This window comes from Rathayibacter sp. AY2B7 (assembly GCF_002931635.1).
Taxonomy (GTDB): domain Bacteria; phylum Actinomycetota; class Actinomycetes; order Actinomycetales; family Microbacteriaceae; genus Rathayibacter.
The window spans coordinates 1-21,721 of record NZ_PSUC01000059.1 but is presented as its reverse complement, the minus strand read 5'-3'; the positions used below and the strand labels follow the sequence as shown (position 1 = coordinate 21,721).

Below are 21,721 nucleotides of genomic sequence, written 5' to 3'. Positions count from 1 at the left end.
CGTCGCGCACCTCGGCCCCTCGGCCGCCGCCGGGATCGGCACGCTGCTCGGCCTCGACGTCGCGACGATCGAGCAGGCCGTCGCGCAGGCCCTGCACACGACGACCGCCACGCGGCAGTCGCGCAAGGGCGAGATCTCGAGCTGGAAGGCGTACGCGCCGGCCTTCGCGGGGAAGATGGCGATCGAGGCGGTCGACCGGGCGATGCGCGGCGAGACCAGCCCGTCGCCGATCTACGAGGGCGAGGACGGCGTCATCGCCTGGATGCTCGACGGCGCCGACGCGAGCTACGACGTCCCGCTGCCCGACCGCGGCGAGGCCAAGCGCGCGATCCTCGACACGTACACGAAGGAGCACTCGGCCGAGTACCAGGCGCAGGCGCTGATCGACCTCGCCCGCCGCCTGCACCGGACGCACCCCGAGGCCGCCGACCCCGAGCGCGTCGAGCGGATCGTCCTGCACACCTCGCACCACACGCACTTCGTGATCGGCTCGGGCGCGAACGACCCGCAGAAGTACGACCCGGCCGCGTCCCGCGAGACGCTGGACCACTCCGTGCCGTACATCTTCACGGTGGCGCTGCAGGACGGCGCCTGGCACCACGTGCACAGCTACGCCCCCGAGCGGGCCGCCCGCGCCGACACGATCGCGCTCTGGCACCGGGTCACCACGCAGGAGGACGCGGAGTGGACGCGCCGCTACCACTCCACCGATCCGGGCGAGAAGGCGTTCGGCGCCCGCGTCGAGATCCTGATGACGGACGGCACGACGATCGTCGACGAGATCGCGGTGGCGGACGCGCACCCGCTGGGCGCGCACCCGTTCAGCCGAGAGCAGTACGTGTCGAAGTTCCGCACGCTCGCCGCCGACGTGCTCGAGGAGTCCGAGATCGAGCGCTTCCTCGACCTCGCGCAGCGCCTGCCCGAGCTGACCCCGGAGGAGGTCGGCCGCCTCAGCGTGATCGCCGCCTCCGGCGTCCTCGCCTCGATCGAACCCCCGCGCGGCCTGTTCTGATCCCGCCGCGGGAGGGTCGCCCGTGCGCACGGGCCGCCTCCCGCGGCGGGGAGCGTCGTCGTCAGGCGGTCTGCTCGGCGACCCAGTCCTGGATCTCGGCGATGAAGCGCCGGCGCGAGAAGACCCGGCTCCGGGCCCGGAAGGCGTCGACGTCGAGCGCGAGCGCACGGCGCAGCAGGTCGCTCCAGTCGGGATCGCCCTCGAGGTCGGCGATGACGCCCCCGCCGGCGAGGGACACGCTCTCGCGCACTCCGCCGATGTCGGTCCCGATGACCGGCGTCCCGCAGGCCATCGCCTCGACGGGCATGATCCCGAAGTCCTCGACGGCGGGGAAGACGTACACGAGCGCCTGCGCGTAGAGCGCGCGGATCAGCTGGTCGGAGGGCGAGATGGCGAAGGTCACGTCGGCCCGGATCTCCTCGGCGTAGGCGCGGAGCCGCGCCTCCCAGGGGCCGTGCCCGGCGATGACGACCGGCAGCCCGGTGCGGGCTCCGGCGTCCATGACCTTCTCGAGGCGCTTGTAGGGGACGAACCGCGAGGCGCCCAGGATGAACGGCCGGGCGAGCGAGTCGAGGAGGCGCAGCTCGTCGTCGTCGAGCGGGGAGCGCCAGTCGGTGATCGTCGAGAGCAGCTCGGTGTTCACGGGTGGGTAGATGACCCGCGACGGCTGGTGCCACGCGTCGCGCACCCGCTGCCCGGTGAAGAGGCTGTTCACGGCGATGGAGGAGGCCTCGGCGGCGCGGAGGCGGTCGATCGGCTTGAGGAGCAGGCTCGCGGTGCGGGCGGCGAGGCTGCTGCCGCGGCCGTCGCGGTCCGGCTCCCAGATGTAGCGGGCCGGCGTGTGCGCGTAGACGAGCTTGCGGGTCGGCCCGCTGGTGCGGACGTGGTGGGCGAAGAGGTGCGAGCTGACCAGCACCCACTCGCGGGAGGCGCCGACCGGGAGCCGCCACGTGGGCAGCATCGCCGGCAGGGCGAGGACCTTGTGGCGGCGCAGCGGCGTGCGCGCCAGCCAGGACTCCGAGACGGGCCTGCCGACGACCTCGGCGCAGTCGCTCCAGAGGACGCGGACGTCGGCGTCGGCGAAGGCCTCGGTCATCGCCTCGAGCACGCGCTCGGCGCCTCCGCGGCGCTCGACCCACTCGTGCACGATCAGGCCGGGACCGACCGGCGGAACGGATCGGGAACGGGTGGTCGCGTCGATGACGGCAGTGATGATGGGCCCCTTCCCCCGGGCGTGCGGTGAGGATCGGGCGGCCATCCGGAGACGGGAGCGGCTCCGAATGCTTATCCGTCGTCGGTGACCGATCAGCAGTGCAGTAGAAGCTAACCGGCTCATGGAGAAGGAATCGAAAGGCGAGTACGAGTCGTCGCAGAACGACGGGGAAAGGAGAGTCCGATAATCCGGATAAGCCGCGAGAGGAATGGCGAGGATCGTCTGGAGTGCGTCGCGGAGGCGCTATTCCCTCGGAGATCACAACGATGGAGGAGATCGGCGGAGAAGAAGAAGTCACTCTTTCAGTGACGCCGTGCCGGAAGGATCAGGAGACGCCGATGCGCTGCAGGGTCTGCCACCGCCACTGGTCGCGGACGCCCTCGCGCACGGTGCGCACCGCCCGCCAGCCCAGCTCCCGCTCGGCCCGTCCAGGGTCGGCCCAGCTCGCGGCGAGGTCGCCCGGCCGGCGCCCCACGGCCCGCCACCGGACCGTCTCCCCGCTCGCCCGCTCGACCTCGTCGATCAGCTCGAGGACGCTCGTCGGCGATCCCGTGCCGAGGTTGTAGACCCGATGCCCGGGCCGCGCGCGCTCGAGCGCGGCGACGTGCCCGGCCGCGAGATCGCAGACGTGGATGTAGTCGCGCTGCCCCGTGCCGTCGGGGGTCGGGTAGTCGTCGCCGAGGACGTCGACGCACCGGGAGGGGTCGCCCGCGGCCCGCGTCAGCACGGGCAGCAGGCTCCCCGGCGCCGTGGCCGGATCCTCGCCGATCCGCCCCGTCGGGTGCGCGCCGATGGGATTGAAGTAGCGGAGGCTGACCGCGCGCAGGAGGGGATCGGCGCGCGCGGCGTCGCCGAGGATCTCCTCGATGACGCGCTTGGTCGCGCCGTAGGGGCTCGCCGCGCTGAGCCCGGCGGGGGAGTCCTCCCCGACCGGCATCGATCCGCCCGGGCTGTAGACGGCCGCCGAGCTCGAGAAGACGACGGTGCGGATCCCCGATTCCGCCGCGACCGAGAACGCCGCGGTGGCGAGCCCGACGTTGACCGTCCAGTACTCGAGGGGCCGCCGCACCGAGTCGCCGACCGACTTGAGCCCGGCGAGCAGGACCAGGGCGTCGACCGGTCCGTGGGCGGCGAGGAAGCGCGTCAGCGCGGCCGTGTCGCGCGCGTCGGCGATCAGGCGGGGGACCACAGAGCCGGTCAGCTCCTCCACCGCGTCGAGGGTCCGCTCGCTCGCGTGCGAGAGGTCGTCCACGACCAGCACCTCGTGGCCGCTCTCGAGGAGCGCGACGGCGGTGTGGCTCCCGATGTAGCCCGCTCCGCCCACCAGAAGGACTCGCATGCGGGGGAGCCTAGATCGGCTCCCGCGCGGCGTCGGCGCCGCCGCCGGGCCCGCGGGTCCGTCGATCCGCGCCGCCGTCACCCGTGCGCGGGACGCCCTCTGCCGCGGTCGTAGCCCGCGATCGCTGCGGACTCGACGGCGAGCGCGACCAGCTTCTCGCCGACCGGGCGGGGCACCACTCCGAGCGCGGCGTCCGCGAATCCCGCGACCAGTGCCGTCCGCCGCTCGCTCCCGCCGCGGGCCAGGAGGCGCACTACCGCGTCCCACGCGCCGGCTGCGGGCACCGCCTCCCGCACCTGCTCGGGGTGCAGCCGCTCGAAGGTGCGGCGGGCCGCCCCCGAGAGGAACGCGCGCCGGCTGCGGACCGCCGCCGAGACGGAGGCGCCGTGGTGCAGGGCCTCGGCGCCGGGCTCGATCCGCACCGGCACTCCCAGGCGGTGCAGCCGGTAGCCCCAGTCGACGTCCTCCCAGCCGTACTCGCGGTAGTCGGTGCTGTAGCCGCCGACCCGGTCGTACGTCGCCCGCGTCACCGAGACGTTGCCGCCCCAGTAGCGCCAGGCGGCGTCGGAACCCGCCGCGTAGGCGCCGCGGCGGAAGCGCTCGCCGGCCGGCCGGCCGTAGGCGCGGGAGTAGGCGGTGCCCGGGTCGACGTCGGGGCAGAGGCCGACGACGCCGACGACCGCGTCCCGATGGGCCCCGACGTGCGCGGCGGCCCAGCCCGGGCCGGGCTCGAGGTCGTCGTCGCAGCGGATCAGCACGTCGCCCCGCGCGGTGTCGAAGCCGGCGGTGAGCGCGGCGGAGCGCCCCCGGTTCTCGGGGAGCACGACGCGGCGCACGGGCACGGGGGAGGCGTCGAGGGCGCGCTCGCTGGCGTCGACGACGCCGTCGAGGACCACGACCACGTCGAGGTCGCGGTGGGTCTGAGCCGCGAGGGCGGCGAGGAGGCGGGGCAGGCGGGCCGCCCCCGCGTAGCTGGGGACGACGACGCTCGCGACGCTCATCGGGACTCCTCGCCGCGCGGGCTGCTCTCGACCAGGAGCAGCTCCTCCAGCCCGCTCAGCACGCGCGCCAGGTCGTCGGCGATGGCGCCGGGATCGGTGGCGTGGAGGCGGGCGAGCCGGTCGGCCAGGCCGGAGAAGTCCTGCGGCTCGTCGTCGAGCGCCCGCCAGGTCGCGGCCACGCTCTCGCGCAGCGCGTAGGGGCTGCCCATCGGGGAGACGTCCAGCGGGAGCACCAGGACGCGCCCGTTCAGATCGACGGAGGCCGTGTCCGGGCGGCGCCGCCAGAGAAGGAGCCGGGGGTCCTCTGCCATCTTCTCCGCGTCCTCTCCGCTGATCACCGCCAGTGCGAGTAGAAATCCGCCAGCGCCTCTTATGGCGACGCCTCTCTCGCTATGTTTGCCGCCGACGCGCCAAGGGGTGTACGTCGAGCGACAGCACCGGAGGGCCGCCAATGTCGGAGTCTAATCCGCTCGCATCCAGCGATATCAGCGATAAGAGCGAGAAGAAGAGCGCGAATTCCGCGGGCGTCTTCGCACGGCGGACTGTCGTGGCCGGAGCGGTCTGGTCGGTGCCCGCGGTGATGCTGGCGCAGTCCGCCTCCGCCGTCTCGATCAGCTGCTTCCCGGTGGGGACGGTCTTCCAGGCGGTCGCCCGCGGACGCCTCCTCAGCGGCTTCCTCGGCGGCGTGAACCTCGACACCGTCGCCGGCGTCTCGGGCGTGACGGCGATCGCTCCCGACCAGGGCAACCCGGCCGTCGTGACCGGCGGCGTCAACGCCACGGTGCTGAACACGATCGCCGTGAACGCGACCGGGCTGACCGGCACGCTCTCCTCCCTCCTCACGCTGGCGGCTCCCGCCGGCGTCGGCACCCTCAACCAGTACGCGTCGGCGAACACGAACGGCACCGTCCGCGGAGCCTCCGGCGCGATCACGGACGCGGGCCAGCTGGCGCTCGACTCGACGGCGGGGAGCTTCCCCGACTTCGGGACGGTGAACCTCCGGGCGATCCTCGCGGCGTCCGGCGGCGCCGGAGTGGCCGCTCTGCTCACCAACGTGACGGACCTGACCCTGCGGATCGGTGCCCTGACCGGTCGCGCGTCCCTCCAGTCGGCCTGCGTGCCCGGGTCGGACAACCTGCAGCGCGACTACCAGGTCGGCCGCCTGGACCTGGTGCTGACCTCGCCGACGCTGACCGCGATCACGGCGGCGCTCAATACGCTGCTCGGTGCCGTGGTGAACCTCTCGGGCCTCGGGCTGACGGTCACGGTCGACACCACGTCGGTCCTCGGCGGCAGCATCCCCGGCGGCACGCAGCCGATCCAGGCGCAGCTGTCGACGAACCCCGCGACCATCACGGTCGATCTCTTCTCGCTGCTCGGCGGAGCACCGGGCCAGGGCGCGACCTCGCCCTACGTCAACGGCCTCCCGCCGAACTCGACCCTCTTCGTCGACAACGCCCTGCAGGTGCCGGGCACGGCGGTGGGGAACTTCACCGCCGCGCTCCTCTCCACCCTGACGACGCGGCTCGGGGCCGCCATCCGGGTGAACGGCGTCCCGCTGGTCAGTGCGGGTGTCGTCGGTCTGGGCGTCCAGGCGCTGGTGACCACCCTGCTCACCGTCACCCTCCCGCCGCTGCTCACGACGCTGCAGAACGCGGTCCTCACCCCGGTCTTCACCGCCCTGCGGGACGTCATCCAGATCGACGTCAACGCGCAGAACCGCTCCACCAACCCGACCGGGCCGGCCGCCCTCGAGGCGCTCCCCGTCGGCCGCTACGACGTCGCGGCGCTCTACATCCGCGCGGTGGGACTCGTGAACCTGCTCGACCTGTTCATCGCCCGCGGCTCCGTCGGGCCGAACGTCCGCACGGGCTAGCCGCTCGGCGCCGTCAGGCGCCGCGGACCACGAGGCCGTGCTCGACCATCGCGTCGAGCACGGCCTCGACGTGCGCCCGGGGGTCGCCCGCGGGCGGGGCGCCGTGCTCGGCGACGACGGCCCCGGTCAGCGCGTCGACCGTCGCGGGCGTCCCGAGAGCACGCCACAGGACCGGGCCGATCCCGGTCAGCGTCTCGACCCGCTCGTCGAGGAGGCAGCTGACCACTCCGTCGCGCTCGACCCACTCGACGCCGGCGGCGCGCGCGAGCAGGCCCGGGCCGGGCGCCGCCGCATCGGCCTCGGGCGCGTCGGCGACGACCGGCGACGGCTCCCCGATCCGCTCGAGGAGCGGCAGCACGGTCTCCGCCTCGCGGTAGCGGAGCACCCGGGCCCCGCCGACGGAGTCGAGCAGCCCGGCGAGGTGGTGCAGCGCCGCGGGCAGCCGTGCGAAGTGGCTCAGCTCGGGCAGCAGCACCGAGAGCGCCTCGTCGAAGGCGATCGGCTCGAGCCGGGGCTCCGCCGGGCCGGAGGGGTCGCGGGCGATCAGGAGCAGGGCGGCCAGGCGCAGCGGAGCGTCCGGCAGCGGCTGCAGGCCCATCACGGCGGGGGAGCGGTGCCGCTTCCAGTCGCCGCCGTCGAGGAGGGCGACGGGCTTCCGGAACGGCAGCACCCGCCCGTCGCGGCGGACGGCGAGCGTCTCGTCGGTCACGTACCCGTACCGGCGCGCGGCGAGGCTCACGAGCGTCGACTTCCCGGCACCGGGCCGGCCGGCGAACGCGACGACGCGGCCGTCGGGCAGGGCGACCGCGGCGGCGTGCACGCTGAGCAGCCGGCCCTCGCAGGCGTCGGCCGCCGCGAGGGTGAGCGCGGCGCCGATGTGCTCGGCGAGGGCGTCCTCGGTCGGCTGCGCGATCACTCCGGGCTCCCCGACCGGCTCGGTCAGCGACACCCGGTACTCGGAGCCCGGGCGATCGGCGTCGTCGTCCACGTCGTTCCACGACTCCTCCACCTCCGCCACGAAGCGGTCGGGGACGGAGTCGTCGAAGGTGAAGCGCACGCCGAGACCGAAGGGGGCGCGGATCAGCCGACGGGTCATGTCAGGTCCTGTCCGTTCGTCGGAGGTGGTCCCACGCGAGCGGAGCCGTGCGGGCGCCGCGGCGCAGCCGCCGCCACCAGCCGGCCGCCACGTCGATCCGGCGCGGGCCGATGGCGGGGTCGGCGGCGCGCAGGGCGTGGGGAGCGGGGAAGACGGCGCGGGCGAGGAGCAGCGGCCGCTGCCGCCAGCCGGCCGCGCGCACGGCCTGCACCCACCCCGCGGAGGCGTGGGGCGAGCTCGCGTTGATCCGCCACGCCCGCAGCTCGGCCGCGGGCACCTCCCCGGCGCGCGCGCGGATGCCGAGCGCATCGAGGAAGGGCTGCGCGGTCTGGACGGCGCCGAGCTCCTCCGCCGCCGCCCGGAGCGGAGCGTGCAGCTCCGCGCGGGCGGCCACCGCCTCGACGAGCAGGTCGTAGTCGGACGGCCGCGTGAGGCGCGGGTCCGTGATCTGCCAGGCGTCGCGGAGCGCGTGCAGCGCCAGAACGAGCGCCGAGTCCGCGACGCTCGCGGTCGCGACCGGACGGCCGGCCAGCTCCACGATCCGGTGCCGGCTCCACAGGGCCTCGAAGGCGTCGCGCGGCGGCACGAGGAAGCCCGGCCAGCGCCAGTGCACATCGATGTCGACCGGCCACGCGGCGTGCCGGTAGGAGCGCGAGTGCTTGGCCGCGAGCGTCGGTCCGTCCGGCCAGGGCCGCTCGGTCCAGCCGTCGGCGGCCAGGAGCGCCAGGATCCGGGGCAGGTCGTCGGGGGCGACCAGCAGGTCGACGTCGCCGGAGGTGCGGGGCGGCCGGAGCCGGTCGGCGGCGGCGGTCGGGCCCTTGAGCACGAGTGCGCGCAGGCCCGCCGCGTCGGCCCGCCGGTGGACGAACGCCGACACGAGCGGCACGGCCTCGTCGGCCCAGAGAACGCCCACGAGCTCCATCCGGTCAGTATTCCAGCGCTCCCGCGGCCCGCGGATCCCGGCCGGGCCCGGTGGAGCCGGGCGCTCGTCTCGGTGAGGATGGGCCCGCGGGCCGCGGGGGCGCCGCACGGAGGCGGGCGGGGCGGCGGATGATCCACGGGGGAGCGGGCGGCGCCGGGCGGCCTCCGGTGGCGCTCGCGACCAACAACGGCGACATCGGCGGCGGCGAGGTGATGCTGCTGAGTATCGCGGAGGCGCTGGAGGCGCTCGAGGTCCCGGTCGTGGTCGTCGGCCCCTCGGAGCCGCGTGCGCTCGTCGCCGCCGCCCTCGCCGCCGGCCACCGGGTCGTCGAGCTCGAGGCCACGGGCAGACCCGCCTGGATGCGCGTGCTGCGGCGCTGGGACGCCACCTCCCGCGAGGGCGTGCTGTGGTGCAACGGTCTGGTGCCGGCCGTCGCGACGGCAGGGCGTCCGCGGCGGATCGTGCACCTGCACCAGCGCCCGTCCGGCCTGCAGCGGCTGCTCGCGCCCGTCGCCCGCCGCGGCGCCCTGGCGACCCTCGTCCCCTCCCGCTACCTGGCGGGGGTCGTCCCCGGGTCGACCGTGCTGCCGAACTGGAGCCGCCGCGTCGACCTGCCGGAGGCGCGGCCGCGGGAGGACGGGACGACCGTCCTCGGCTTCCTCGGGCGTCCCTCGCTCGCGAAGGGGGTGCGGGTCCTCACCGAGGCGCTGGCGCTGCTGGAGGCCGGGGAACCGGGCGCGTATCGCCTGGTGCTGGCGGGCGAGCCCCGGTTCGTGGCGGAGCGGGAGCGTCGCGAGGTGGAGGCGGCCCTCGCTCCGGTCGCCGCTCTGGTGGACCGGCCGGGGTGGATCGAGCCCGGCGACCTCTTCGCGCGGATCGACCTCCTGGTGGTGCCGTCGGTGCAGCCGGAGTCGTTCGGCCTGGTCGTGACGGAGGCGATGTCGGCCGGCGTCCCCGTGGTGGTGAGCGATGCCGGTGCGCTCCCCGAGGTCGTCGGCCCGTCGATCGACGCCACGTTCCGAGCCGGGGATCCGCGGGCTCTGGCCGAGCTGATCAGAGCCCGGAAGAAGAGAGGACTATCGGAGTCGCGGGAGAGGGATCGTGCCCGCTGGAACGATTCCTACTCCCCGTCCTCCGGGAAGTCGGCTATCGACGGACTTCTGGCGCGGATGGCCCTCTCCGATGATTCCTGATCCTCCCACCACGGGACCGATCCGCTTTCCGGGGAATGCCGCGGGGAGCTTCTCCTCCTCCCTCGGGAAAGGACGACGATGACCCGCGAACAGGAAGTCCTCAGAGTGCTCGGACTGTTCCTCAAGCACCCGACCCTGCGCCTGGCTCCGGGCGAGCCCTTCGCCCGCGGGAGGCTGCCGTACCGGGCCGACCTCCTCCGGGACGACTCGACGCGGCTCCTCGTCCCCGGTCACGCGTCTCGGCCCGCGCACGTGAAGCTGCGCGACGTCGTGGAGCACCGCACGGGGCTGAACGTGGACACGCAGCTGCGCGCGCTCCGGGCGGTCCGCTCGGCCGACGCGGTGCTCTGCGTGCTCGAGCCGGAGGCGGGCCTCCCCGCCCTGCTCCGGCGCGCGCGGCTCGGGCCGTACGGCCGCACGCCGCTCGTGGTCCTCTCCTGCTGGTGGGCGGAGGAGCTGCTCACCGGCTCGCCGGAGCGGCGCCGACAGGTGGTCCGGCTGCTCCAGGGCGTGGACCGGCTCGTCGTGCTCAGCGAGAACCAGCGCGAGGTCTTCGCCCGGCATGGCGTCGACGAGCGGCGGATCGCACCGGTGCTCTTCGGGGTCGACTCCGACTACTACCGGCCCGCTCCGCCGCGTCCGAAGCGGTTCGAGGTGCTCGCCGTCGGGGTCGACCGCGGGCGCGACTTCGACTCGCTGGTCGCCGCCGCCGAGCGCCTGCCGCACCGGCGGTTCGACATCGTGACCACTCCTGCGCGGCGGCCGTCCCGGGCGCTGCCGGCCAACGTCGTCCTGCACGATCCCGTCCCGGTCGGCGGGCACCGCGACAACCTGCGCGACGCCGAGCTCGTCGTCGTCACCAGCCACGACCTCGCCTACCCGACGGGCCAGAGCGTCCTGCTGGAGGCCTCCGGCTGCGGGACCTGCACGGCGGTCACCGCGAGCGCCGCGATGACCGGCTACGTCCGCGACGGCGAGACGTCCTTCTCGCTGCCCCTGCACGATCCGGCGGGGATCGCGGCGGTGCTGGAGGCGGTGCTGAGCGACGACGGGAAGCGGGCCGGGGTCGCCCGCGCGGGCCGGGAGCGGGTGCTGGCCGAGCTGAACGCGCGGCACATGTGGGCGGGCGTCCGCGAGGTCCTCCGCGACGCGGTCCGCGGGCGCGGCCGCGTCTGAGCGGCGGTCGGCCGGGGCCGCACCAGGCGACCTCCGCCCCACCGGGAAGGTCCCGCCGACCGGGACCTGCGCGCCCCGGATCCGCGGATACGCGCCGGATCGGGTGGACGCGGGAGGCGCTACTCCGGCGGCAGAGCGCGGACGCGGGCGGACTGCTCCGCGAGCAGAGCGAGACCCGCGCCGATCACGACGAACGAGATCGGGGCGAAGAACACCTCGCCCAGCTGCGTCGCGCACAGCAGCACCAGGATGCTCGCCGCGCCGACCGCGTGCCCCGGGCGGCTCCCGGCCCCGGCGGCCGTGGTCGCGAAGCCGGCCACGAGCACGGTGCCGATGACGCCGACGAGCAGCACGACCCCGCCCTCGGCCATCAGCGCCAGGTAGGAGTTGTGGAAGAACCAGTCGATCCCGTCGACCCGCGCGGTCGCCTCGCCGAGTCCGGAGCCGGTCCACGGCGAGAGCGCCACCTTGTCGACCGAGGCGTCGAGGATGCGGGCGCGCAGGGCGTCGGAGCCGGCCCGCTCCACCCCGTAGTCGCCGGCCGTCGCCAGGTTCCGCTCGGCCCAGAGGAACAGCAGGACGAGGCCGCCGCCGAGGAGCGCGCGGAAGAGCAGGCGCAGATGCGGCGCCGCGACGAGCCACACGAGCGCGCAGGCGTAGGCCGCCATCGACGTGCGGGAGTCGGTGGCGACGACCGCAGCGGCTCCGAGCGCGAGCACGCCGATCCGCAGCCACAGCCGCGAGCTGAGCGCCGAGACCAGCAGTGCCGCCGCTCCGTAGACGAGACCGGCCACGTTCTTGTCCTGGAGGAAGCCGGTCAGGGCGCCCTGGTAGCTGTCCGGGGCGAGTCCCGCGACGAACAGCACGGCGTTCAGCGACAGGGCCGCGGCGAGTCCTTTGAGCCCCGAGACCACGTCGATCCGCCCGCTCGCGAGGAAGCCCGCGGCGAGCATGACGAGCGCGATGTTCGCCGCCCGCCGCAGGGCGTCGAGGCCGTCGAAGGACGAGCCGGCAAGGGCGAAGGCGAGCAGGGCGAGGCACAGCCACGGGTACCAGGCGGCCCGTCCGAGACGGCGGGTGGGCCGCCGGAAGAGGCTGACGAGGACCAGGGCGGCCAGCGCCGTCTGGGCCAGCGGGACGCTCCCCGGGAGGAAGGGGGTGGGGAGCCGGTAGACCAGGAGGCCCATCAGGACGGCATCGAGTATCCGAGCGGAATGTGCTATCGGAAAGGCCGCGTGAACGAGCGGGTAACGCCTCTCGACGACGATCTCTCCCCCTGGCGCGGACATGTCGTCATCCTCGCAGAAAGGGCCTCCCGAGGGGTCGGGGACCGCCTAGGGAAAGGCGCTCCGCATTGCTAGCGTGACCGACACCTCAGCATCGTCGTGCGGCGCATGCGCGGCACGCAGAAAGGTGCGCAGTGACTGTCGTCGATCTCATCGCATTCATCCGGCGGAACTGGCGGACCCTCGTGGTCGCCGTGCTCGTCGGAGCCCTGGCGATGGCCGCCTTCTCGTTCCTCACTCCGAAGGTCTACGAGTCGAGCTCGGCCGGATTCGTGATCGCCGCGAGCGACGGCAGCTCGGCCGATGCGATCAGCGGGTCGCAGACCGCGGTGACCCGGGCCAACGCCTACCTGCCGCTGATCTCGAGCAGCGCCGTCTCCGAGCGGATCGAGGCCGACCCGGAGGCGAATCCCGGCGGGGAGGCCCTGAGCGGCCGCCTCACCGCGCGGGTCGCTCCGGGCAGCACCCTGATCGAGGTCACCGCCGCGGCCGGGACCGCTCAGAACGCCGCCGCCCTGGCCAACGGGGCGCTCGCGGCGCTGGCGGCCGTCATCACCGACATCGAGACGCAGTCCACCGCCGACCGCACGCCGCAGATCACCGTCGTCCCGCTCGAGAACGCGGAGCCGCCCGCCGCCCCGACGAGCCCCGACTGGGTGCGGAACATCCTGCTCGGCGCCCTGGGCGGCCTGGTGCTCGGCTTCGGTCTCGCCTTCCTCCGCCGGGCCCTCGACATCCGCGTGCGGACCGTCGACGACCTCACCGAGCTCTTCGGCGTCGGCGTCCTCGGCCGCATCCCCAAGGCCGGACGCCCGGGCCGGACCGGCGGCCGCCGCGGCACCGACGCGCTCACCGCGGAGGCGTTCCGCTCGCTCCGGACGGGCCTGCGCTTCTCCAGCGTCGACGAGGAGACGCGCAGCGTCGTGATCACCAGCGCCAACCAGGCCGAGGGCAAGTCCACGATCGCCGCCGGACTGGCCCGCGTCACCGCGGAGTCCGGGCAGCGCACCCTCCTGGTCGACGCGGACCTCCGCCGGCCCTCCGTGGCGCGGATGCTGGACATCGACGGCGCCATCGGCCTGAGCGAGGTCCTCAGCCACCAGATCCCCGTGGACGACGCGATCCGCCCCACCGGCACCGCGGGCCTCTACGCCCTCCCGGCCGGGCACATCCCGCCCAACCCGTCCGAGATGCTCGGCTCCGAGGCGATGCGCGCCCTGGTCGCGCGCCTCTCGAAGGACTACTTCGTCATCATCGACGCGCCGCCCGTGCTGCCCGTCACCGACGCCTCCATCGTCGCGACCGTCGTCGACGGCGTCGTCTTCGTCGTCGCCTCGAACCAGACGCGCCGGCCCGAGGTCGTCGCCGCCCGGCGGATCGTCCAGCAGGTCCGCGCCCGCGTGCTCGGCACCGTGCTCAACATGGTCACCGCCCGCGACGGCGACACCGGGTACTACTACTACGACCGCAAGAACGCGTACTACGCCGAGCCGCAGCCGGCGACGGGGCGCAAGCGCGCGGCGACGGCACCGCGCCGGTCCGAGCTCGCCCCGGTGGAGTCGCGGGCCCTGCCTCCGCAGACGTCCCGCCGGGCGGCTCGATGAGCGGGCGCCTGCTCCTGCTCTGCCATGCGAACGTGGCACGGTCGCCTTCGGCCGAGCTGATCGCAGCGCGCCTGCTCGGCGCCGGCTCCGACTGGCGGGTCGAGAGCGCGGGAACGCACGCGGAGGTCGGCCGCGGGCTCGACCCCGAGCTCAGCGATGCGCTGCGGGCCCGCGGGCTCTCCACGGCCGGGCACCGCGCGCGCCAGGCCGACGGCCGGATGCTCGCCGGCACCGACCCCGTGCTCGTGTTCGAGGCGGGCCAGCGGGAGTGGGTCACCCGCCACTTCCCGGCCGCCGCGCGCCGCACCACCACGGTCCGCCGGGCGGCGCGGCTGGCGGGAGCCGCCCCCGGCGTCCCGCTCCTGCGGCTGCTCGCCGACGACACCGCCCCCTACGGAGCCGAGGACGACTTCGCCGACCCGTTCGGGCGCGGACCGGACGTCGCCGCGGCGGCCGTCGAGGACATCGACGCCCTGCTCCGGGTGATCCTCCCCGCTCTCGGCGCTCTGCCCGTCGGCGCGGAGCCCCCTGCCGCCACCGTCCGGAGCACCCGCCGCTCGCTCCGCCGGGACCGCGCCGCCGAGACGGTCGCGAGGTGACCGCCGAGGGGGTGAGCGTCGTGATCCCGCACTACGGCGACCCCGCGCCCGCGCTCGCCCTCGTCGAGCGGCTCCGCAGCCAGGAGTCGCCCCCCGCCCTCGAGATCGTCGTCGTCGACGACGCCTCCCCGGTCCCGTTCCCGTCCGGGATCGACGGAGTGGAGGTCGTGCGGCGCGAGCGGAACGGCGGCTTCGGCGCCGCGGTGAACACGGGCGCCGCCCGGGCGCGCCACCCGCTGCTCCTGGTGCTCAACAGCGACCTCGTCGTCGGGCCCTCCTTCCTCCGCGACCTGCTCGAGGCGGGACGGCCGTGGCTGCCCGCGGTCGTCGCTCCGGACCTCGTCGACGCGGGCGGGGAGCGGCAGTGGGTCGGCCGGCGCTTCCCGCGGCTGCGCCACTACGTCGTGGAGTGGCTCACTCCGCTCGCGCGCTGGCGCCCGCGGCTGCACGCCGCTGTCGGCCACGACACGCGGTGCGCCCCGGGCGCGACGGTGCCGGTGGACTGGGTGGTGGGCGCCGTGATGCTGCTGCCGGTGGCCGAGTTCCGCGCGGTCGGCGGGTTCGACGAGTCCTTCCACATGAACTGCGAGGAGGTCGACCTCCAGCGCCGGCTGCGCGAGCGCGGAGTGCCCTCGGTCTTCGCCGGCTCCGTCGTCGCCGAGCACACGGGAGGCGGCTCCTCCGACCCCGCGCGCCGACTGGTCTGGCTGGTCGCCTCGCGCCTGCGCTACGCCCGCAAGTGGGGCGGGCGCCCCGCCGCCCTCGCCGCGGCCCTGCGCGCCGCCTCCGCCGTGAACCTCGCCGCCAACGCGGTGCGCGCCGCCGCCGGCAGCGACGTGCGCCCGCTGGCCGTCCTCCGGCGCGAGCTCCGGCTCGTCGCCGCCGCCGAGGCGGCGTCCCGGTGAGCGGGCCCGTGCTCGTGGTGAGCCCGGTCTTCCACGGCTACTGGGAGGCGCTCGAGTCGGCGCTGGCCCACCTGGGCGACGACGTGGTCGTCCACCGCTACGACGCCGCGACCGGGCTGGCCCACGTGCGCGACGCCCTCGGCCACCGGCTCCCCGGGGGCCGGCTCCGGCGCTCGTCGATGCGCGCCGAGACCGACCGCGCGATCGCGGCGCTGCGGGCCGTCCGGCCCCGGGCCGTCCTCGTGGTGAAGGGCGACTCCCTCGGCGACGCCTGGTGGGAGGAGATCGGCCGCGCCGGCGTCCCCGTGGTGCTCTGGCTCTACGACGAGCTCCGCAACATGGGGCACCCCGTCGACCGCCTGCGCTCCCTCGCCGGGGAGGCGGTGTCGATCGTCAGCTACTCCGCCGCCGACGTCGCCGAGCTCGCCCGCGCGGGGGTTCCGGCCGGGCACCTGCCCGACGCCTTCGACTCCCTCCTCTCCTTCCGCCCCCGCCCCTCCGCCGCGGTGACCTTCGTCGGCGCCCGCTACCCCGAGCGCGAGCGCGTGCTGCGGGAGCTCGCGGCCGGCGGGGTCGCGGTCGAGGCGTACGGGCGGCAGTGGTCGCGGCATCCCTGGGACGTGGCGCGCACCGGCCGCTGGCGCTCGGCCGGCGTCCCCGCCCGCCGCGACGTCCCGCGGGCGGGCTACTACGGAGTGATGGCCGGCTCGACCGCGACCCTGGCTCTGCACGGCGCGGGCCACGGCGGGCTCTCGATGCGCGCCTTCGAGGCGCCGGGCGTCGGGGCGCTGACCCTGATCGACCGGCCCGAGGTGGCGGAGTTCTACGAGGTGGGCAGCGAGGTGCTCGTCTTCGAGGAGCGCGACCAGCTCGTCGAGCACGTGCGGCGGGCGGGCGCGGACACCTCGTGGGCGCGGCGCATCCGCGAGGCGGGCGCGCGCCGCACCGGCGCCGAGCACACCTTCGTGCACCGGATGCGGGAGGTGAGGGCCCTGTGGCGCTGACGCACCCGACCGATCTGGAGGCCTGGCGCCGCTGGCAGCGCGGCCGCGACCCGCTGCGCACCGCCCGGGCGGCGCTGCGGCGCTCCGAGCCGACCCGCCTGGTGCTGCACGTGCGCGGCGACCGGCCCGCCGTCCTGCTCGCGGTGGAGGCGTCGACGGCGAGCGCCCTCGCCTCGACCGCGGCCTCGCTCGCTCCTCTCGGCGGGGCTCCGGCGGCGGTCCTCGCTCCCTCCGGAGCCGGCGACGCGCTGTCCGGGCTGCTGCCGGGCCGCTGGAGTGCGCACCCGGTCGACCCGGAGGCGGACCCGCCCGCCGAGCTGCGGAGCCTCCGCGCCGTGATCGCCACCGGCCACTTCCTCGCGGCGGGAGCGGCCGCCCACCGCTGGTCCGGGATCCTCGGCGCCCGCTTCCTGGTCGTGCAGCACGGGCTGCTCACCCCCTCCGCCCCGCCGCTCCCGCCCGGAGCGACGCTGCTGGCGTTCTCGGAGGAGGACGCGGCCTTCTGGACCTCCGGCCGCAGCGACGTGGAGACCGAGGTCGTCGGCAGCCAGCTGCTCTGGACCGCGTCGCGCCGCCCGCGCCCCGAGCGGCTCGAGGAGCGGCCCCTGTTCCTCGGCCAGCTGCACGGCGCGGAGCTGCCCCGGCGGACGGCCGCGGCCACCGCCTCCCGCTTCTGCCGCGAGGCGGGCGCCGACTACCGCCCCCACCCCGCCGAGGTCGACCGCCGCTCGCGCTGGCAGCACGCGCGGTGGGAGCGCCGCGGCATCCGGGTGCTCCGCGGCGGCGACCTCGCCGCGCAGGCCCGGCCGGTCGCCTCGATCTTCTCGACCGGGGTCCTGGAGGCCGCGGCCGCCGGGATCCCCGCGTGGGTCGTCTGCGAGGACCCGCCCGCCTGGGTGCTCGAGTTCTGGAGCCGGTACCGGCTCGCGCGCTGGGGCGGGCAGACGCCGACCGCGGCTCCGCCCGTCCCGGCCGTCGAGCCGGCCGTCGCCGTCGCCCGCCGGGCACTCGCCATCGCCGAAGGAGGCACCCCGTGACCGTTCTCTGCGTCATCCCCGTGCGCGGGGGCTCGAAGGGCGTCCCGCGCAAGAACGCCCGCCCCGTCGCGGGCCGCCCTCTGGTGGTCTGGAGCATCGAGCAGGCGCTCGCCGCCGGTCTCGACGTGCTCGTGTCGACCGACGACCCCGAGCTGGCCGCGATCGCGGAGGGGGCGGGAGCGGACGTGCCGTTCCTCCGGCCCGCCGAGCTGGCGCGCGACGAGACGGCGACCGAGCCCGTCGTGCTCCACGCGATCGAGCACCGGGCCGCGCTGGGCCGCCGCCCGGACGCGGTGATGCTGCTCCAGGCGACCTCGCCGATCCGGCTCCCGGGCACCCTCGCCCGCGCGCTCGAGCAGTTCGCCTCGACGGGGGTCGACTCGCTGGTGGGCGTCGTCCCGCAGACGCCGTTCCTCTGGCGCCTGCAGGAGGGCGCCTCCGTGCCGCAGTACGACGTCACGGCCCGCCCGCGGCGCCAGGACCTCGCCGAGGCCGACTTCTTCTACCGGGAGACCGGGTCCCTCTACCTCACCCGCACCGAGGTCTACGAGCGCGAGCGCAACCGGATCGGCGGCCGGGTCGGCCTGTTCGTCATGGACGAGGCGGAGGGCGGGGACATCGACACCGAGGCGGACCTCGCGGTGGTCGAGCAGACCCTCCTCGGCCTCGCGGCGGGAGGCGGCGCATGATCATCGACCGGCACCTCGCCCCGTTCATCGTCTTCGCCGAGGACCCGGTGCTCACCGCGCTGGCCAAGATCAACGCGAACAAGCAGCGGATCGTCTTCTGCGTCGACGGGCACGGGATCCTCCGCGGGTCGGTGTCCGACGGCGACTTCCGCCGCTGGATCATCGCGAACCCGACGGCCTCCCTCGACGTCCCGGCGCTCGCCGTCGCCAACACCGCCGTCCGCACGGCGGGAGCGGACGAGCCGGCCACCGCGATCGCCGCCCGGCTCGGCCGCGACGGGATCAGCCACCTCCCGCTCGTCGACGACCGCGGGCACCTCGTCGCGATCGCGGTCGAGGGCGATCGGGCGCTGCGGATCGGCCGCCACGAGGTGGGCGACGGCCACCCGGCCTTCCTGATCGCGGAGATCGGCAACAACCACAACGGATCGGTCGATCTGGCGAGGCGGCTGGTCGACCTCGCGGTCGAGGCGGGCGCCGACGCGGTGAAGTTCCAGCTGCGCGACCTCGACTCCCTCTACCGGCGCGCCGGCGGGGCCACCGCGGGGGAGGACCTCGGCGCCCAGTACACGATCGACCTCCTGCGCCGCTTCTCGCTGCCCGCCGAGCCGCTCCTCCGGGTCTTCGACCACGCGGCCGAGGCCGGGATCGACGTCCTCTGCACCCCGTGGGACGCCCCGAGCGTGCAGGCGCTCGTCGACTACGGGATCCCGGGCCTCAAGATCGCCTCGGCGGACCTCACCAACCACGGCCTGATCGAGGACGCCGGCACCCGGGGACTGCCCCTGCTGCTCAGCACCGGGATGTCCCGCGAGTCCGAGATCCTCGAGTCGGTCGCGCTGCTGCGCTCGCTCGGCACCTCCTTCGCCCTGCTGCACACCCAGTCGACGTACCCGGCGCCCTACCGCGACCTCAACCTCGCCTACCTCGACCGGCTCGCCGAGATCGGCGGCGGCGTCGTCGGCTACTCCGGCCACGAGCGGGGCTGGCACGTCCCCGTCGCCGCCGTCGCCCGCGGGGCCCGCATCGTCGAGAAGCACTTCACGATCGACCGGGGGATGGAGGGCAACGACCACACGGTGTCCCTGCTCCCGGACGAGTTCCGCCGCATGGTCGGCGAGATCCGCGACATCGAGGACTCGCTCGGCACGCGCGACGCCCGATCGGTCTCGACGGGGGAGTCGATGAACCGCGTCTCGCTCGCGAAGTCGCTGGTCGCCTCCCGCGACCTCGCGATCGGGGACGTGGTGCGCGCCGCCGACGTCGTCGTCCGCAGCCCCGGCCGGGGACTCCAGCCCAACGAGCTGCCGCAGCTGCTCGGCCGCGCCCTCCACCGCGACGTCGAGGAGGGCGGGTTCTTCTTCGCCGGCGACCTGCGCGAGAGCACGCCGTCCGGCCGGCCGTTCCGGTTCCGCCGCCCCTGGGGCCTGCCGGTGCGGTACCACGACCACGCGGCGCTCGCCGCGGAGTCGAACGCCGACTTCCTCGAGTTCCACTTCTCGTATCGCGACCTGGAGATCGAGCCGCACGACGTGTTCACCCGCCGCCTCGACTCCGGCTTCACCACCCACCTGCCGGACCTGTTCGCGGGCGACTTCCTCGTCGACCTCGCCTCCTTCGACGACGACGTGTGGGAGCGCTCGATCGCGGAGGTGCAGCGCACCGTCGAGACCACCCGGAGCCTCGCGCGCTGGTTCCGCCAGGAGGAGGACCCGATGATGGTCGTCACGATGGGCGGCTTCACCCGGCACGCGCACGTGGCTCCGGATCAGCGCGCTCCCCTCTACGAGCGCGTCGCCGACGCCCTCGAGCGGATCGACGCGAGCGGCGTCCGCGTGCTGGCGCAGACCCTCCCGCCCTACCCGTGGCTCATGGGCGGGCAGCAGTTCCACAACCTCTTCGTGGACCCGCGCGACACCGCCGAGTTCGCGGCCGCGACCGGCACGCCGCTCTGCCTCGACGCCTCGCACACCAAGCTCGCGGCGAACCACCTCGGGCTCGCCTTCTCGGAGGCGGTGGCGCTGCTCGCTCCGCTCAGCGCGCACCTGCACCTCGTCGACGCGACGGGTGTCGACGGCGAGGGGGTGCAGATCGGCGAGGGCGAGATCGACTGGCCGGACTTCGCGGCGTCGCTCGACGAGCTGGCGCCCGGGGTGCCGTTCATCCCCGAGATCTGGCAGGGGCACGTGAACAGCGGCGAGGGCTTCTGGACCGCGCTCGAGCGGCTGGAGGAGTGGCTGTGACCCCGCTCGCGCTCTGGACGGTGCCGGTCGGCGAGTTCGGCGGGGTGGCCCGCCACGTCCTCGACGCCGCCCGGCACGGGATCCCCGGCCACCGGCTCGTCGTGCTCTGCCCGGAGGGAGCGCTCGCCGAGCGGCTGCGGGAGCAGGGCTCGGCCGTGACGACCGGGCGCTTCGGAGTGTCCGCCGGTGCCGCCGCCTCCGTGGCGACCCTGCGCGCGACCGCGGCGGCTCTCCGCCCGGCGGTCGTCCACTCCCACCTCGCCCACGCCGACCTCGTGACCGCGGCGACCCCGCTGCCCCGCGGGGTCCGCCGCGTCACGACGGAGCACGGCATCGCCGGGCCCGACGTCTACCACCGCACCGCACTTCGGGCGCGGACGACCGCGGTGGCGCACCACGCGCGGCTGCGGTCGTTCGACGGCGCGATCGCCGTCTCGGAGGCCACCCGCCGCACCATGATCGAGAAGTGGCGGCCGAGCCTGCCGGTGCAGGTCGTGCTGAACGGAGTCGACGCCGCGCCCCGCGACCGCGAGCCGGGGGAGCCGGGCTCCCTCCGGGTCCTCTCGCTCGCGCGCCTGGCGCCGGAGAAGCGCCTGGACGCGCTGCTCGAGGCCTTCGCGGTGCTGCGCCGGCGCGTCCCCGGCGCCACGCTGACCGTCGCCGGCGAGGGGCCGCTCGACGGCGCCCTGCGCGCCCGGGCCGAGCGGCTCGGCCTCGGCGACGCCGTGTCGTTCCCCGGCTTCGCCGATCCGGAGGCGGCGCTCGCCGCGGCGGACGTCGTCGCCCAGCTCTCGGTCTGGGAGAACTGCTCCTACACGCTGCTCGACGCGGCCGCCCGCGGGATCGGCGTGGTCGCCTCCGCGGTGGGCGGGAACCCCGAGATCGTCGAGCGGGACTCGCTGGTCGACGCCGACGACCCGGAGGCGGTGGCCGCGGCGCTGGAGCGGCAGGCGTCGCGGGCCGCGGCTCCTCGTGCCGTGCGGGACGTCTCCGCCATGTGCGGCGGGATCGCCGCCGTGTACGAGGGGGTGGCGGCGTGAGCGGCGGGTCCCTGCGACCGGGGCTGCGCACCCTCCTCTCGCTGGCCGGCGCCGCCTCTCCGGGCTGGATCACCGCCGCCGTCGCGGGCTCCCTCGCGCTCGCGGTCCTCGACACCCTGGGCGTCGCCGCGATGGTGCCGCTCATGGCGCTGCTCACCGGGACCGACACCACCACGGGCGCGCTCGGCGTCCTCTCCGGCGTCCTCGGCTCGACCGACGTCCAGACCCTCCTCCCGATCATCGCCGGCTTCGTCGCGGTCGTCTTCGTGCTCAAGAGCGCCGGGACGATCGTCTTCCGGTGGTGGCTGCTCGGCCGCACCACGCGGATCTCGGCCGACGCTGCGACGGAGCTGCTGCGGCGGTACGTCCTCGCGCCCTACGCCGTCCACCGCTCCCGGCGCCTCGCCGAGGTGTACCGGACCATCAACGACGCCAGCGCGCAGGCGGCCGGCGTGCTGCTCGGCGTGATCGGCATCGCCTCCGACC

The 21,721-nt window shown here is 75.2% G+C and carries 20 protein-coding genes; 13 read left to right on the top strand and 7 right to left on the bottom strand.

Going from position 1 to position 21,721, the window contains the following annotated elements; translation table 11 throughout:
* On the top strand, positions 1-1,012 hold a 1,012-nt coding region (locus C5C27_RS10800; RefSeq protein WP_146079662.1), incomplete at its 5' end, for an MmgE/PrpD family protein.
* A 61-nt stretch (positions 1,013-1,073) separates the two neighbouring features.
* Here the strand turns inward: C5C27_RS10800 and C5C27_RS10795 are convergent.
* The 4 genes from C5C27_RS10795 to C5C27_RS10780 all read right to left on the bottom strand — a co-directional run bounded on the left by C5C27_RS10795 (position 1,074) and on the right by C5C27_RS10780 (position 4,876).
* On the bottom strand, positions 1,074-2,270 hold the full coding sequence (locus C5C27_RS10795) for a glycosyltransferase (RefSeq protein WP_104314376.1): 1,197 nt from the start codon (positions 2,268-2,270) through the stop codon (positions 1,074-1,076).
* Between the two features lie 280 nt (positions 2,271-2,550).
* Positions 2,551-3,564, bottom strand: coding sequence for a UDP-glucose 4-epimerase GalE (gene galE, locus C5C27_RS10790; protein WP_104314375.1), 1,014 nt, complete (start codon positions 3,562-3,564; stop codon positions 2,551-2,553).
* 77 nt (positions 3,565-3,641) lie between these two features.
* Entirely contained in the window at positions 3,642-4,565 is a 924-nt protein-coding gene (locus C5C27_RS10785) for a glycosyltransferase family 2 protein (protein ID WP_104314374.1), read from the bottom strand.
* Positions 4,562-4,876, bottom strand: coding sequence for a hypothetical protein (locus C5C27_RS10780; protein ID WP_146079661.1), 315 nt, complete (start codon positions 4,874-4,876; stop codon positions 4,562-4,564). The genes C5C27_RS10785 and C5C27_RS10780 overlap by 4 nt, the downstream gene beginning before the upstream one ends.
* A gap of 140 nt (positions 4,877-5,016) precedes the next feature.
* On the opposite strand from C5C27_RS10780, the gene C5C27_RS10775 reads away from it, so the two are divergent.
* The gene (locus C5C27_RS10775; RefSeq protein WP_146079660.1) at positions 5,017-6,441 is read left to right on the top strand and encodes a choice-of-anchor G family protein; all 1,425 of its coding nucleotides are present in this window, start codon (positions 5,017-5,019) and stop codon (positions 6,439-6,441) included.
* A gap of 13 nt (positions 6,442-6,454) precedes the next feature.
* Here the strand turns inward: C5C27_RS10775 and C5C27_RS10770 are convergent, their stop codons facing one another.
* Positions 6,455-7,537 (bottom strand): PqqD family protein, encoded by a 1,083-nt coding sequence (locus C5C27_RS10770; protein ID WP_104314372.1) that lies wholly within the window; start codon positions 7,535-7,537, stop codon positions 6,455-6,457.
* Between the two features lies 1 nt (position 7,538).
* Positions 7,539-8,459 carry a nucleotidyltransferase family protein gene (locus tag C5C27_RS10765; protein ID WP_104283082.1) on the bottom strand — a complete coding sequence of 307 codons (921 nt, stop codon included), beginning with the start codon at positions 8,457-8,459 and terminating at the stop codon, positions 7,539-7,541.
* Between the two features lie 128 nt (positions 8,460-8,587).
* On the opposite strand from C5C27_RS10765, the gene C5C27_RS10760 reads away from it, so the two are divergent.
* Positions 8,588-9,652: a glycosyltransferase family 4 protein gene (locus C5C27_RS10760; protein ID WP_104314371.1), complete on the top strand. Its 1,065-nt coding sequence runs from the start codon at positions 8,588-8,590 to the stop codon at positions 9,650-9,652.
* 78 nt (positions 9,653-9,730) lie between these two features.
* A complete protein-coding gene (locus C5C27_RS10755) occupies positions 9,731-10,828 on the top strand; it encodes a glycosyltransferase family 4 protein (RefSeq protein WP_146079659.1) in 1,098 nt (365 codons plus the stop codon).
* Between the two features lie 119 nt (positions 10,829-10,947).
* Here the strand turns inward: C5C27_RS10755 and C5C27_RS10750 are convergent, their stop codons facing one another.
* Positions 10,948-12,015 carry an O-antigen ligase family protein gene (locus C5C27_RS10750; RefSeq protein ID WP_104314369.1) on the bottom strand — a complete coding sequence of 356 codons (1,068 nt, stop codon included), beginning with the start codon at positions 12,013-12,015 and terminating at the stop codon, positions 10,948-10,950.
* Between the two features lie 233 nt (positions 12,016-12,248).
* Between C5C27_RS10750 and C5C27_RS10745 the strand changes: the two genes are divergently transcribed.
* The 9 genes from C5C27_RS10745 to C5C27_RS10705 form a co-directional block, all read left to right on the top strand.
* Complete coding sequence (locus C5C27_RS10745; protein ID WP_104238360.1) at positions 12,249-13,718, top strand: polysaccharide biosynthesis tyrosine autokinase; 1,470 nt, start codon at positions 12,249-12,251, stop codon at positions 13,716-13,718.
* A complete protein-coding gene (locus C5C27_RS10740) occupies positions 13,715-14,317 on the top strand; it encodes a hypothetical protein (protein ID WP_104314368.1) in 603 nt (200 codons plus the stop codon). Before C5C27_RS10745 ends, C5C27_RS10740 begins: the two co-directional genes overlap by 4 nt.
* A complete protein-coding gene (locus C5C27_RS10735; protein ID WP_104314367.1) occupies positions 14,314-15,222 on the top strand; it encodes a glycosyltransferase family 2 protein in 909 nt (302 codons plus the stop codon). The genes C5C27_RS10740 and C5C27_RS10735 overlap by 4 nt, the downstream gene beginning before the upstream one ends.
* The gene (locus C5C27_RS10730) at positions 15,219-16,226 is read left to right on the top strand and encodes a glycosyltransferase (protein ID WP_104314366.1); all 1,008 of its coding nucleotides are present in this window, start codon (positions 15,219-15,221) and stop codon (positions 16,224-16,226) included. The genes C5C27_RS10735 and C5C27_RS10730 overlap by 4 nt, the downstream gene beginning before the upstream one ends.
* Positions 16,217-17,263 carry a hypothetical protein gene (locus tag C5C27_RS10725; RefSeq protein WP_104314365.1) on the top strand — a complete coding sequence of 349 codons (1,047 nt, stop codon included), beginning with the start codon at positions 16,217-16,219 and terminating at the stop codon, positions 17,261-17,263. The genes C5C27_RS10730 and C5C27_RS10725 overlap by 10 nt, the downstream gene beginning before the upstream one ends.
* Positions 17,260-17,952, top strand: a complete 693-nt coding sequence (locus C5C27_RS10720) for a cytidylyltransferase domain-containing protein (RefSeq protein WP_104269529.1) — start codon at positions 17,260-17,262, stop codon at positions 17,950-17,952. The genes C5C27_RS10725 and C5C27_RS10720 overlap by 4 nt, the downstream gene beginning before the upstream one ends.
* The gene (locus C5C27_RS10715; RefSeq protein ID WP_104314364.1) at positions 17,949-20,195 is read left to right on the top strand and encodes an N-acetylneuraminate synthase family protein; all 2,247 of its coding nucleotides are present in this window, start codon (positions 17,949-17,951) and stop codon (positions 20,193-20,195) included. The genes C5C27_RS10720 and C5C27_RS10715 overlap by 4 nt, the downstream gene beginning before the upstream one ends.
* Positions 20,192-21,235 carry a glycosyltransferase family 4 protein gene (locus C5C27_RS10710; protein ID WP_104314363.1) on the top strand — a complete coding sequence of 348 codons (1,044 nt, stop codon included), beginning with the start codon at positions 20,192-20,194 and terminating at the stop codon, positions 21,233-21,235. The genes C5C27_RS10715 and C5C27_RS10710 overlap by 4 nt, the downstream gene beginning before the upstream one ends.
* The coding region (locus tag C5C27_RS10705) for a hypothetical protein (RefSeq protein WP_146079657.1) at positions 21,232-21,721 on the top strand (490 nt) is incomplete at its 3' end. The genes C5C27_RS10710 and C5C27_RS10705, both read left to right, overlap by 4 nt.

Bases quoted from the DNA above. Each gene is read 5' to 3' on its own strand.
- C5C27_RS10795 (WP_104314376.1), bottom strand. From the start codon at position 2,270: ATGGCCGCCCGATCCTCACCGCACGCCCGGGGGAAGGGGCCCATCATC.
- galE (WP_104314375.1), bottom strand. From the start codon at position 3,564: ATGCGAGTCCTTCTGGTGGGCGGAGCGGGCTACATCGGGAGCCACACC.
- C5C27_RS10785 (WP_104314374.1), bottom strand. From the start codon at position 4,565: ATGAGCGTCGCGAGCGTCGTCGTCCCCAGCTACGCGGGGGCGGCCCGC.
- C5C27_RS10780 (WP_146079661.1), bottom strand. From the start codon at position 4,876: ATGGCAGAGGACCCCCGGCTCCTTCTCTGGCGGCGCCGCCCGGACACG.
- C5C27_RS10775 (WP_146079660.1), top strand. From the start codon at position 5,017: ATGTCGGAGTCTAATCCGCTCGCATCCAGCGATATCAGCGATAAGAGC.
- C5C27_RS10770 (WP_104314372.1), bottom strand. From the start codon at position 7,537: ATGACCCGTCGGCTGATCCGCGCCCCCTTCGGTCTCGGCGTGCGCTTC.
- C5C27_RS10765 (WP_104283082.1), bottom strand. From the start codon at position 8,459: ATGGAGCTCGTGGGCGTTCTCTGGGCCGACGAGGCCGTGCCGCTCGTG.
- C5C27_RS10760 (WP_104314371.1), top strand. From the start codon at position 8,588: ATGATCCACGGGGGAGCGGGCGGCGCCGGGCGGCCTCCGGTGGCGCTC.
- C5C27_RS10755 (WP_146079659.1), top strand. From the start codon at position 9,731: ATGACCCGCGAACAGGAAGTCCTCAGAGTGCTCGGACTGTTCCTCAAG.
- C5C27_RS10750 (WP_104314369.1), bottom strand. From the start codon at position 12,015: ATGGGCCTCCTGGTCTACCGGCTCCCCACCCCCTTCCTCCCGGGGAGC.
- C5C27_RS10740 (WP_104314368.1), top strand. From the start codon at position 13,715: ATGAGCGGGCGCCTGCTCCTGCTCTGCCATGCGAACGTGGCACGGTCG.
- C5C27_RS10715 (WP_104314364.1), top strand. From the start codon at position 17,949: ATGATCATCGACCGGCACCTCGCCCCGTTCATCGTCTTCGCCGAGGAC.